8 protein-coding genes are annotated in these 11637 nt (G+C 65.9%); 1 reads left to right on the forward strand and 7 read right to left on the reverse strand.

Going from position 1 to position 11637, the window contains the following annotated elements:
- Window positions 1–6: 6 nt before the first annotated feature.
- The 5 genes from ACZ63I_RS30560 to ACZ63I_RS30580 form a co-directional block, all read right to left on the reverse strand.
- The gene (locus ACZ63I_RS30560; RefSeq protein ID WP_469342488.1) at window positions 7–975 is read right to left on the reverse strand and encodes a CU044_5270 family protein; all 969 of its coding nucleotides are present in this window, start codon (window positions 973–975) and stop codon (window positions 7–9) included.
- Window positions 968–1561, reverse strand: coding sequence for an RNA polymerase sigma factor (locus ACZ63I_RS30565; RefSeq protein WP_469342489.1), 594 nt, complete (start codon window positions 1559–1561; stop codon window positions 968–970). Before ACZ63I_RS30565 ends, ACZ63I_RS30560 begins: the two co-directional genes overlap by 8 nt.
- Before the next feature lie 94 nt (window positions 1562–1655).
- Window positions 1656–1880, reverse strand: a complete 225-nt coding sequence (locus ACZ63I_RS30570) for a hypothetical protein (RefSeq protein WP_469342628.1) — start codon at window positions 1878–1880, stop codon at window positions 1656–1658.
- A gap of 38 nt (window positions 1881–1918) precedes the next feature.
- Complete coding sequence (locus ACZ63I_RS30575) at window positions 1919–2455, reverse strand: TetR/AcrR family transcriptional regulator (protein ID WP_469342490.1); 537 nt, start codon at window positions 2453–2455, stop codon at window positions 1919–1921.
- Window positions 2452–2775 (reverse strand): DMT family transporter, encoded by a 324-nt coding sequence (locus ACZ63I_RS30580; protein WP_469342491.1) that lies wholly within the window; start codon window positions 2773–2775, stop codon window positions 2452–2454. The genes ACZ63I_RS30575 and ACZ63I_RS30580 overlap by 4 nt, the downstream gene beginning before the upstream one ends.
- 137 nt (window positions 2776–2912) lie before the next feature.
- Here ACZ63I_RS30580 and ACZ63I_RS30585 point away from each other — a divergent pair, with 137 nt between their 5' ends.
- Window positions 2913–3464 carry a VOC family protein gene (locus ACZ63I_RS30585; protein ID WP_469342493.1) on the forward strand — a complete coding sequence of 184 codons (552 nt, stop codon included), beginning with the start codon at window positions 2913–2915 and terminating at the stop codon, window positions 3462–3464.
- 713 nt (window positions 3465–4177) lie between these two features.
- On the opposite strand, the gene ACZ63I_RS30590 is transcribed toward ACZ63I_RS30585, so the two are convergent.
- Both ACZ63I_RS30590 and ACZ63I_RS30595 read right to left on the reverse strand, forming a co-directional pair.
- Window positions 4178–4555, reverse strand: coding sequence for a hypothetical protein (locus ACZ63I_RS30590; protein ID WP_469342494.1), 378 nt, complete (start codon window positions 4553–4555; stop codon window positions 4178–4180).
- A gap of 31 nt (window positions 4556–4586) precedes the next feature.
- Window positions 4587–11501 (reverse strand): polymorphic toxin-type HINT domain-containing protein, encoded by a 6915-nt coding sequence (locus tag ACZ63I_RS30595; RefSeq protein ID WP_469342495.1) that lies wholly within the window; start codon window positions 11499–11501, stop codon window positions 4587–4589.
- Between the last annotated feature and the right edge of the window lie 136 nt (window positions 11502–11637).

Below are 11637 nucleotides of genomic sequence, written 5' to 3' on the forward strand. Positions count from 1 at the left end.
GCCTGATCAGGGGCGCTGGTCCTTGTGGTCGACCAGGGCTTGCCGGATCACCGCGTCCGACTGGACGACCTGCCCTGTGTGGAACGGGTCGGGCACGGCGGAGGGGTCGTTGCGCACCGTGTTGGGAATCTCCTTGAGTGCGACGAGCCGAAGGCCCGAGTAGGCGTAGGTGGTGGCGTCGAAGAGGAGGTCGGCGCGGATCGACCTGCGGTCCGGATCCGTTGTCGCCAGGTAGACGGCGACGGCATTCCGTCCTGCCGCGTCGACCGTACGCTCCGCTTTCAGGCCCGGCACGGCCGTCATGGCTCGGTAGAGCCGGGACAGTCCACGCGGATCCGTGGGGTAGGTGGCGGCCAGTTGGCTGAGCGACTGGAAATCGGCCTCTGCCTGCGGCTCGTTGCGAGCCTTGGGGTTCCGCTCGGCGTAGAAGACGCCGACCTGACGTATTGCCTCCCGACGATCGGCCGACAGAGAGCCGAGGAACTGGTACATCCGGAGCGGCGACGGGTTACCCATCGTCACGTCGTTGTCCAGTTGGACATCCCGGTACATGCGCCACTGCTCACGCTTCTGCGGCTTCTCCAGGACGCCCTCGTACCGAGCGACCTCGACGGTCTGCGTGTAGACCCACTGCCCGTTCCTCGGATGCGGCGCGGGCGCTTTCGCCGCGGCGTCCGCCGCGCGGTCCAGTACGGTCGCGGCGGCGATCCCGCCGGCCGGATCGGCGGGCGCTGCCGCGCTGCGGTCGGCGGCCCCCCACCCGCTGTCGTCGGCGACCCGCACCCCCACCACGGCGGCGAGCGCGACGGCGGTGGCCGCGCCGATCACGGCGAACCGCCAGTCGTGGCGCAGCGAGTGGCCGCGCCGCCCCCTGCTCGCTGTCTCCAGCAGCCGCCGGCGCCCGGGGACGAGCCGCGAACGGTCCGCCTCCGGCGCTCCGGCCCGGAATTCTCGTACGGCGGTCAGATCATCCATGGCGGATCGCCTCCACGGCGTCACTCAAGGGCAGGGGGTTTTCGCCGAGCGCCGAACGGACCTTGCGGCGGGCCCGGTTGAGCCGGGATCTGACGGTGCCGAGCGGTATGGAGAGCGCGTCGGCGATCTCCTGGTAGCTGAGGTCCGCCCAGGCGATCAGCAGCAGTACGTGCCGGTCGCCGGGCGACAGTTCGGCCAGCGCGCCGGCGAGCGACGCCTGCGCCGACTGCGCGGTGACCCGGCTGTCGGCGCTGTCGGACCACGACTCGGCGACGGGGTCGACCCCGGTACGGGCCAGCGCCCGCAGCGCGCGCACCTCACCGCGCCGGTGCTTGCCGATGAGGTGGGCGGCGATCCCGTACAGCCACGGCCGGGCGCTGCGCCGGACCGTGTCGTAACGCTGCCGGGCCCGGAAGGCGGCGAGGAACGTCTCGGCGGTCAGATCGTCGGCGTGGCTGTCGCCGAGGCGGCGCATCGCGTACCGGTGGATGTCGGCGGCGTACCGGTCGTAGATGAACCCGAACAGCTCGGGCTGCTGGACGGACCGGCTGATGATCGCCGCGTCGTCGTCGGGTGGTCCGGTCACGGTGCCTCCGGGGTCGCTGCGGGGTGGAGCCTTCACCCGCTGTTCCCCGATGGGGGGAAGTGGGTTCACGCGACCGCGATCAGCGCCCCCGGCGTCAGCCCAGCCGGTTGCCCGCGCCCCGGCCGTCCGCGTGGTCGACGTCGTCCTCGGCGCGCGGCAGGGCCCGGTGCCCCTCGGAGTGGTGGTTGACCCAGCCGCAGACCCCGCAGCTATACCGGCCGTCGAGCCCGGCGATGAGCGTGCCGCACTGCCGGCACTCGGCGTGGGTGATCTCAAGGTCGACGGGGTCGACGGGGTCGACGGATTCCGGGGATGGCATGCTCACGGCCCAAACCTACCGCCGGAGGCACGGCCGCCCTACGGAATCAACCGCCCCAACATCTCGCGCGCGTAGTCCTCGTCGTAGGCGCTGTCGGTGAGCAGCACCTGGAGACAGATGCCGTCGAGCAGCGCGACCAGCGCCCGCGCGGTCGCCGGGTCGGTGCGCCGGGCGAGGATCTCGGAGACCCCGTCGGTCCACTCGGCGGCGACGGGCCGCAGCGCGGGGTTGCGGAGGGCGGCGAGATACAGCTCGTACTCCAACTCCACGCCGGTACGGTCCCGTCCCAGCCAGCGCCCGATCAGCGCGGCCAGCTCCGCGGCGAGATCGCCGTCGGGCCCGGCGAGGGCGTCACTCCCCCGTATCTCGGCGGCCAGCCCTTCGTTGGCCTGGCGCAGCGCGGCGACGAGCAGTTCGTCGAGGGAGGCGAAGTGGTACGTGGTGGACCCGAGCGGCACATCGGCCTCGGCGGCGACGGACCGATGGCTGAGCCCGCCGATCCCGCTGCGCCCGACCACCCGGATCGCGGCGTCGATGATCCGCTGCCGCCGCTCGGGGTCGTGGCGCCGGGTCATGAGTGGGACCCGCCGAGGTTGAGCACGACGACGCCGACGATCACGAGCACGATCCCCGCGATCTTCACGAGGCTGGTCGACTCGTTGAGGAAGACCATCCCGATGAGCGCGATCACCGCGGTCCCTGACCCGGCCCAGATCGCGTAGGCGGTGCCGACGGACAGCGTCTTGAGCGTCTGCGCGAGCAGCGTGAACGCCAGCACGTACCCGACGAGCGTGATCAACGAGGGCCAGAGCCGGGTGAACCCGTCGCTGTACTTCATGGCGGTCGTCCCGGCCACCTCGGCGGCGATGGCGGCGGCGAGCAGTCCGTATCCCATGTGTACGAGTGTACGCATCGCTATGTACACCCGTACACACCACTCTCCCGACGACCCGAGGCCAGAACCTGACCTACTTGCCGCCTATCGTCGCGGCTTGCCGACCGACCGACACCGGCGAAAGGACCGCGACCGCGATGCCCGACCAGCCCAGCGCCGCACCGACCGGCTACACCACCGTGGCGCCCTGGGTCGTCACCGACGACACGGGAGCCTTCCTCGACTTCGTCAGCCAGGCGTTCGGAGGTGAAGAACTCGGCCGCGTACGGACCGAGGACGGCCTGATCGGCCACGCCGAGATCCGCGTGGGCGACACGGTCGTCCTGGCCTTCGACCGCCACCCGAACTGGCCCCCCACCCCGAGCCTGCTGAGGGTGTTCGTACCCGACGCGGACAAGGCATTCACCCAAGCCACGACCGCGGGCGCCCAGGTGATCACCCCCCTGGCCGACGACGCCTTCGGCCAACGCGGAGGACGCATCAAGGACCCGTTCGGCACCATCTGGTGGGTCGTCAGCCACGTCGAAACCGTCCCCGAAAACGAAATGTGGAAACGCCTCCAGGCCCCCGAATACGCGGAGAGGATGCGCATCGCCCAAGAAACACTCGACGCCGAACTAAGCGGCGAACAAGAAGGCCAAAGCAGCGCCCCGATCAGGCCACAGCAGTCAGCCGACCAGTACACGTAGGGATCAGATTTTCCAGACCCCGTCGATGCGGGCCACGTCTCTGAAACTCCCGTCCATGACCCGCCGCGTAACTTCTTCCCACTCGCGGGTGGTACCACTTACTAACCGCCGCGAATTTCAAGCTTGAAGCCAAGGCTTCCCGCACATAGGGGAGAGAAATTTACGACTGCGGAACAGTTGCACTTCTACAACACCGTTGTGCCGGTTGATCCCACCAGTTGCAATGATCAGCGGCCAGACCCATTGTGGTATCGGTCTGCCGCGATCGTGCGCGTCGACACTCATGCGCGCCAGTCTGCCCGGCAAGAGGAGCGCCACCACCCGTAGGTCGTTTCACATGGCCAGCCTGACAAGCTCTGGCCGCAGGTGGGGCGCCCCCGTCCATGACCTCGCGAAGCTTCCTGCTGAACCATGAATGATCTCTGTACACATCGCCCCCCCACACACGCAACTTCCTCGATCGGGCCGGGCTTAGTCGCCCCCACGGCTTCCGGCACCGGACCATCAACGCCCCGAGCACCGCCCTCGACGGCCCGAAGCGGCCATGCGGCCTGGGGCGAAGGCGACGAACCCCAGCCCGCGCCGTCCCCATCCGCTGACGTTGCCGTCAACTACTGCTGCCACCCCGCGCGGAAGCCCCGTCAGGACACACCTGACGGGGCTTCACTTTGCTGGCGCTACATGACCGGGACGGCGTGTGGGCAGCGGAAATCCTAGCTCAGGGAGTTGAGAGCCTCGCTCACTTCCTCCTCCCGATAGCCGCTCCGCAGGAACAGTTCCTCAGGCCCCAGTGACACACGCACAGCCTCGAGTATCCGGCGCCACTTCGCCAAATCTTCGGAAGCGGCCTCAATTTCGATCACTGACGACGCGTGCGCCGACCCCTCGCCGCTTCCGGAAGCCTGGCGGAACCGGACACCAACCGTGGTCTCCCCGATTTCTCCACGGGCCCCACGGAGGATGCGCAGCAGGTCGTTTGCATCCGCGCGCGTGCATTCCTGGGACTCAATGACGTGGTCTGCAACGTTAGGCAATTCCTTGGCCACTTGGAAGACCACTCCAAACCGCTCCAGACTCACCTCCAGAAGCACACCGGGATCGTTGCCACTGGAATTCGTGGAATCACTCGAGTTCATCGTCGAAGTACTGCTTTCCGTTCTTGGGTGTGAACACCGTACCTCCGGTTGTGCTCGGGTCCTCAATGACAACCGACTCCTTTCCCGGGTCCCAGTAACCCACACGTCCTCGCCTGAGGTACCTGACCTGCACATTGGGAACCGTGCCTGTTATCACCCCGTCCACATACTCGGCCGTGGCCTTGGGGTCGACCCCTCGCACATAGTGTGATCCGTCACCGGCCGCCGCCCGCTGCGCCGCATGGTTGGCGATATTCACCGATTCCGGTTCGCATAGTGTCGAATTGTGAACGAGGACCGGCGTGGCCCCCGCCAGCACGTAGTACGTGTGTAGGTCATCGACAGTCAGGTTGTACGTGCGGGCGTGCCTGGTGAAGGCGCGGTTGGCGGTGACGATGACCGTGGTGCCGGCATCGCTGAGCAGGGTCATGCCCGGTTCGAGGTCGGCGGCTTCCACCCATTGACGGGCGGACGGTGACCAGAAGGGGTGTTCGTAGGTCGCCGTGAGCTTTTCGATGCCGCTCTCGGTGGCGATCGACAGGGTGTTGAAGTGCTTGTCGTCCTCGGTGACGATCAGGTTGGTGACCTTGCGGGGTCCTGCCTCGCCTGTATCGGGGTCTTCGGCCTCGACTGCGTCTCCGACTTTGACGTCTTCGATGTCTTTGGTCGATCCGTCGGCCATGAGTACGTCGGTCCCTGCCAGGAAGCACTGGGTGCATCCCTTTGATGAACCACGCTCCGGGCCCCGGCCCCTGACGCGGCCCACGCCCTGCCCCACTCCGAATTGCGCTGCGGAACTGGCGTATTCCGCAAAGAGTCGGACCCATCCTTTACATGGACTGGTTGCGAAGCACGCACCAAGTGACGCTTCAGCGACAGTGACACGATTACCCGTGTTATTCGTGTCCGTATAGCACGAGAGATCATTCAGGTAACAGAGACTTCTGATCTCGCCGTAGAAATAGTCGATGTACTCCTCGGCTTTTTTCTGAGTCGCCTTGAGTTGCACACCGGGATACACGTTGATGTAACCGTCGTGGTTGTAGTCCTCTGCAGTCGCCCCCTCGTTCTCCCACGAGCCAAGGCCGTAACTGTCGGTCCCTCCACTGCTGGCTGTACCAGCATCGTCGTCCGGCGTCGGGTCCTTGTATCCGCCGCCGGATCGATTTGCCGCCGCCGCCTCTCCCGTGGGATCACTCGCTGTTACGGGAGTGTTGTTTGCGTAGCTGTAGCCGTTGAGTGACTGATGCTGATCCAGGCTGAGGACAGAGTCAACGCTGATGAACTGGCCGGTTGCCGGGTCGTATTCGCGCGCACCGATGTGGGTCAGGCCAGTGGTGGTGTCGGCAGGCTTGCCGAGGAATGCCTTGTCGTCCGGCCAGGTAATCGGCGCGGTTCCTCTGGGGGCACCGAAGGGGCTGGTGTACCTCTTGGTGATGGCGTATGTGCCTGATTCGAGGGCGAGGCTGGATGTGTTGTGGTGGTCGGCTGCCAGGAAGGTGAGTTTGGAACCGGTGGTGCCTGCCGTGGCGGTGCGCATTGCGTATGTCTGGCCGGCGGCGCTGTAGTAGCGCGTGCCGGTCAGGGTTTTTGTGGTGCCCTTGATGGTGAGGCGGACCTCGGTATCGCCGAGGTAGAGGACGCTGTCGCCGTCGCCGCTGGTGTTGCGGCTGATCAGGAGTTCGCCCGCGGCGTTGTACAGGTAGCTGGTGCCGGTGGCTGCCTTGGTACCGGTTGCCGGTTCGGTGGCGGAGACGAGTTGGCCTTCGCTGTCCCAGGCCAGGGTCTGCTGCGCCTGCGTTCCCGGACGGCTGGTGGTGTTGCCTGTCTTGTCGTAGACGTACGTGCCGGGTCTGGCACCGCTTGTCTTTGCGAGTGGGTGGGGTTGGTTGTCGGCTGTGCCGTAGGTGTAGTTGGTGGTGCTGTCACCTGCGGTTGCGTGCTGGGTTTCGGAGGTGCGCTGGCCGGAGTTGTTGTAGTCGTATGACGTCCAGTACGGAGCGGCGCCGTCGATGTTTCCCGTCGTGCGGCCTGCGGTGGCGCAGTCGGCGGTCTTCGGGGTCCATGCCTGGGTGAGGCGGCGGTTGCCGTCGTAGGCGAAGCACTGGTTGTCGGCCTTGGTCGCGCCGCCCTGCGTCGCTTTGTCGAAGATCGAGGTGACGTTGCCTGCCTCGTCCTGGGCGAAGTTGAGATCCTGCGGCATGAAGCTGTGGACGTCGTCGGTGACGTAGGAGCGTGTGAGACGCCGAGTGCCGGGTTCGTACTCGTAGGTGAGATACGCCTTGTCGGCATCGGTGGCCCGTGAGGTGCCGAGGGTGAGCTGCTTCAGGTCACCTTGGGGGGAGTAGGCGGCCCCCAGGAGGTAGTCGCCGGCACCGGTCGCGGTGAGCTGTTGCCCGAGTGCGTTGTAGGTGTTGGTGGTTGTCTCGCTCGGGAGCCCTCCGGCTGCGGGGCTCGTGTTGTGCCATATGGTGCCGTCCGGACGGTACTGGGTGGAGAACTTCAGCGTCTGCGGTACTCCCGCGGTCACCATGGGATCGCCCGCGGGGAGGGTGAGCTGGCTGTCCTGGGCGCGGTAATCGGGGTCGTACTTGGTGACCTTGGTGGTATATGCCTTGCTGCTGGCAGTGCCTACACCGTTCTCGTACCGCACTGATGTGTCGGGCTGTCCTTTGGCGAGGGTGTCGAAGGTCCAAGCGGCCAGTTTGGTGGCGTCGCTCTTCGTTCCGTCCCAGAGTCCGATCCGGCGGCCGAGGAGGTCGTATTCGGAGATCAGGGTCTTCCCTCGCGCGTCGGTGGAGCTGACGGCTTGGTCCAAGGCGTTGTAGACGGTGGAGGTCTTGCCCTTGTCCGGGTCCTGCGACGTGGCCTGGCGGCCGAAAAGGTCGTAGGTGTAGGTCCAGGCCGAGTTGTCAGGGCCCGTGACGCTCTTCTGCTTGCCGGCCGGCGTGTAAGTGAAGTCGGTGGCGGTGAATGCGCTGCCGACGGGTTGCGGGTCGGCGTATTCACGGCGCTGTGTGGTCTGTCCCAGCGCGTTGGTGACTTCGGCGACTGCCTGGCCGCCTCGGGGGGCGGAATTGGTAACGGTGTCCCCGGTGTAGGCGGTGTCGGTCGTCCAGCGGACGACGTTGTAGTTCTTCGTCACCGCCCGGACAGCGCGGCCCGCGCTGTCGTACGTGGTGTCCGTCTGTGTCGGCGCCTGGCCCGCGTCGGTGTCCTGCAGGTCGCCTGACGGTATCGAGGTCTCGTCCCAGATGTCGCTCTGGGCGGAGACCGCCAGGCCGCGGTTGTCGTACAACGTCTGCGCGATCAGGCGGCCGCCGACGGAGGACGGTGCCTGGACCTGGCGAGGCCGCAGAAGCGAATCGTAGATTTCGTAGGTGGTGTTGTAGCCGCCCGAGCCGTTACTCCGGAGAACACTGGTCGAGATCCAGGGCAGTTCCGCGTCGGTTCCGCTGTAGCCGAAGACGTACAGCGGAGGGTTGTTGAGGAGCTTCGGGGCGCTGGGAGGCCAGATCTTCATGACTCTGCCGAGGCTGTCGTACTCGCTGTCGGTCACTTTCCCGTTAGGGTCGGTGACCTTCGTTGTGGCCCCCGTGGCGGGGTCCAGCAGCGTAGTCACCTTGTGGCTCTTGACGTTGGTGACGACCGTGCTCGTCGTGGGCCCAGCGTCCGATGGTGTGTAGAGCGTGGTGCTCGTGGTCGTGTCGTTGGTGTCTTTGACTGTGAACGGACGGCCCAGCGTGTCGTAGGTGGTCGTTACTGTCTTCTGCCAGACAGGCTGGTTGTCCGTTCCGTAAGAGGCGGCTCTGCCGATCCAGTTCGCTTCGCCCTTGGTGGGCTGGTGGCCGGCGGACCACGTGAGGGTGTCGTAGGCGGTAGCCACGTCGGATATGACGTCGCCGGGCTGGTTCGAGTCCGCGGGCAGGTCGAGTGCTGCCTCGGCCGTGGCGCACGGCTTGGCCACGGTGCGGGTTCGGGCAGTCAGGCTGTTGATGCCAAGGGTGTCGTTGCGGGCATACCACGTACGGGTGCAGGTCTCGTCGCCGGAGATGGCATCGTCGCCTCTGTCCTCGACTGTGTCCGGCATGCCGTAGTCGTCGTAGGCGGTGACGGTTGTGCGTACCCGGTCGCGCGGAGTGCCGCTGGTGGTGATGTTGGTGCGGGCATGGCTGGCGGCTGTACGTACGTAGTACGCCTCGGTGTCGGCGTAGGACTTGTGCTGGGTCGCCGTGTTCTTCGACCAGGGGTCGTTGATCTGGCCGTCGACCTCTTGCCCGTCGTTGTAGGTGACCGACTCGCGGGTGAAGCCCGCGTATTGGTCGGAGTCGGTGATCGTGGCCGCCTTGACACCGGTCACCGTCGCGGTACGACGTTTGACGGGATCCAGCTTCTTGCCTTCTGCGTCAAGGACTCGGTCACCGTTCATACCACGCAGGTAGACGGTGACTGTCTTCGTCCGGGGTCCGCCGGCGGTGCCGGTGAGGTGGGTGACCTTCTCAAACCCGCGCCAGATGGACCAGGTGCGTTCCTTCTCCTGGGTCATCGGATCGTCGTTGTAATGCCAGGCGCCGCCGCTCGCGTCGTACAGGTAGGTGTTCTGGACGGCCTCTGATCCACCGTGGGGGTCGGTGGTGGAGACGGCGCTCACGGGGTACTTCTGGAACCAGTCGAGCTGCGGATCCGCTGCCCCGTTGGGTGACCAGTACACCGGATAGCAAGTCGTGGTGTTCTCGTCGACCTTGGGCCTCGGGCGGCCCGCAATACAGTCGGCTTCGGCGTAGGTCACGATGGTCTGCGCGCCCGACTCCGAAGTGACGGCTTTCAGCCGGGGCTTATTGAGGGGGAGGATGTCGTCCTGTGCGCCGTCGACCCGGTTCGGGTGGAATTCGTGTATGAAGGTGACCGGGTTTAGGGACAGGTCGGCGCCGCGTTTGCCGGTGTGCCGGATCTCGTCCAGCCACAGGGACTGGTCGGCGGAGTCGCCGGTGTCGCCGGGGTCGAGGTACTGCTGCTTGAGTTCCCACGCGTCCACCGGTGTGAAGCCGGGAGTGGCGGCTGCCGCGTCCCAGACGTAGGTGGTGATGGCAGTCATGCGCTTGCGGGTGAAGAACGAGGGGCTGGTGTTGCCGGTGCACTTGGCATCGTCTTTGCATACGGCGTCGAACGGCACGTCGGGCCAGTTGTCGCGGGTGTCCTCGGTCAGCGAGTCACAGCCGGTGCCGGTGGCGTTGCACCGCTCCGCGTAGGAGAAGACGACCTTGTCCGAGGCTGTCGGTGTACCTGAGAACAGGACAGCCTTGCGTTGCCCGTAGCGGATCTCCTTCAGATAGCCGCCACGGGTGTAGCCGGTGCCGGTGTTGTCGTCGCCAAGCTTGTCGTAGTTGTTGGTTTCCGCCGCGTACCAGTACGTCATCGCGTTGCCGTGGAGGTCTTCGACATAGTCGAGATTCCACCGCCATGCCTGCGTCTTCCCCCTTGTGGCGAAGCTGGTCCCGGAGTCGTAGCCGGGCTCCTCATCATCGTCCCCGAACACCGGCACGGTCCATACCGAATTGGTCCGGTCGGTCGCGGTCGCACCCTCCAGCTTGTCCAGGCCGAACACGTATTTGGTGCCCTCGCCGGTGGTGACAGTCCAGTACTCCCCGTCATCGTCGCCGTTGTCCGCGCCGGTGGACTGCTTGACCGTGGAGGCGTCGTCGTCCTTCAAATGCCAGACGCCCTTGGTGTCGTCCTTGACCAGCTCGGTGGCTTTGCCATTCAGGACAAGCGACGCGTTGTCGTACTTCCAGCACAGGTCGTACTTCTTGTCCTGCCCGTCGTCCTCGCACGAGCCGTACTTGCGCTCGACGTACGACGATGTGAGGTCAAAGCCCTCGCCGATCGCAGTGCCCTGGTTGTTGGTTGAGGCAGTTCGGCCGTCCACACTGCCTGAGTTGTAGGAGATACTCAGATCGGGCTGAGGGCCCGCCGCTGCTGGGGGCGTACGAAGAGGGTAGGACCAGGTGAAAGACCCGGACGAACCACCGGCCTCCCACGTTGCGGATGCGGCCAGCGGAGTGGCCTTGAAATCGCCGGTGCTCGACTGTGTCCCGGCCTCAAGTGCCAGCATCATCCGCTGTCCCGTTGGGACAGCGGTCATGGTTGCGCGTTTGGCCGTGCCGAAGGTCAGCCGAGTCTGCAGGCGCTGCTCTTTGCGGCTGTTGGTGAACTCAAGAGGCACCCGCTTGCGGCACGCAGGGTTGGTCGGGTCGTCGAACGCGCAGTCGGGGAGACGCAGGAGTTGAAGACGCCCGGCCCAGTCCCCTCCGTAGGCGGACGCGAATGCGGCGTATTCCAGGGATAGTTGAGCGTCTCCGCCCGCCGCGGGGCCGGTGACATCAAGTACCACACCCTTGACCCCGAGAGCCTGTGTGGCGGTCTGGTCCAGAACCTCGACAGTCACGGCCTTCGCAGACTTGTCAGGTTTCGTTCTTGGCTTCACGCCTACCTGAGCGCGGGAGAGCGTGACCGGGAGGGAACCGGGACTCGCTGTAGCCGAGCCTGTCGCGGCGGTGGGAAGAGTGAGAGTCGCTGTGCCGGCAGTCGGCCAACTCACCTTTCTCGATTGATCGTTCTCTGCCCGAAGACTCGCGGCTCGATAGTCCTTGGCGGCCTTGTTCATCTGGGTGGAAGCCGCTTTGTCCACCGTCGCTCTGAACGGGTGGACTGTGGCCGATCGCGGCGCGGGGAGGTCTGGCTTGCCCAACGGTCCAGGAGCAGCGGCTTCGGCCAGTGCGACCGAGGTGAGCAGCCCTGGTAGGAGGGCGAACCCGGCCACGGCGGCGATACGCCTGGACCAACGCCGTCCAGTCCGCGCGCGATGGTGAAAGGGTGTCGAGACCGATCTGGGCTGGAACATATACCGCTCTCCATGTCCGGGCCCTGAAAGGGCCGCGCAAACAACTGCCGCAGGGCAAGGCTGATAGGGGCGTCTGCTGAGGGAGTGAGGCCTCCTGCACCAGGGGCCCTTGGGCCGGGCGACAGGTATCTGCCGC

This window comes from Streptomyces sp. NPDC087906, assembly GCF_055584925.1.

What these genes read in the sequence shown, in the direction of transcription:
- ACZ63I_RS30580 (WP_469342491.1), bottom strand. Translation starts at nt 2,775, where the DNA reads ATGGGATACGGACTGCTCGCCGCCGCCATCGCCGCCGAGGTGGCCGGG.
- ACZ63I_RS30595 (WP_469342495.1), bottom strand. Translation starts at nt 11,501, where the DNA reads ATGTTCCAGCCCAGATCGGTCTCGACACCCTTTCACCATCGCGCGCGG.
- ACZ63I_RS30575 (WP_469342490.1), bottom strand. Translation starts at nt 2,455, where the DNA reads ATGACCCGGCGCCACGACCCCGAGCGGCGGCAGCGGATCATCGACGCC.
- ACZ63I_RS30560 (WP_469342488.1), bottom strand. Translation starts at nt 975, where the DNA reads ATGGATGATCTGACCGCCGTACGAGAATTCCGGGCCGGAGCGCCGGAG.
- ACZ63I_RS30570 (WP_469342628.1), bottom strand. Translation starts at nt 1,880, where the DNA reads ATGCCATCCCCGGAATCCGTCGACCCCGTCGACCCCGTCGACCTTGAG.
- ACZ63I_RS30585 (WP_469342493.1), top strand. Translation starts at nt 2,913, where the DNA reads ATGCCCGACCAGCCCAGCGCCGCACCGACCGGCTACACCACCGTGGCG.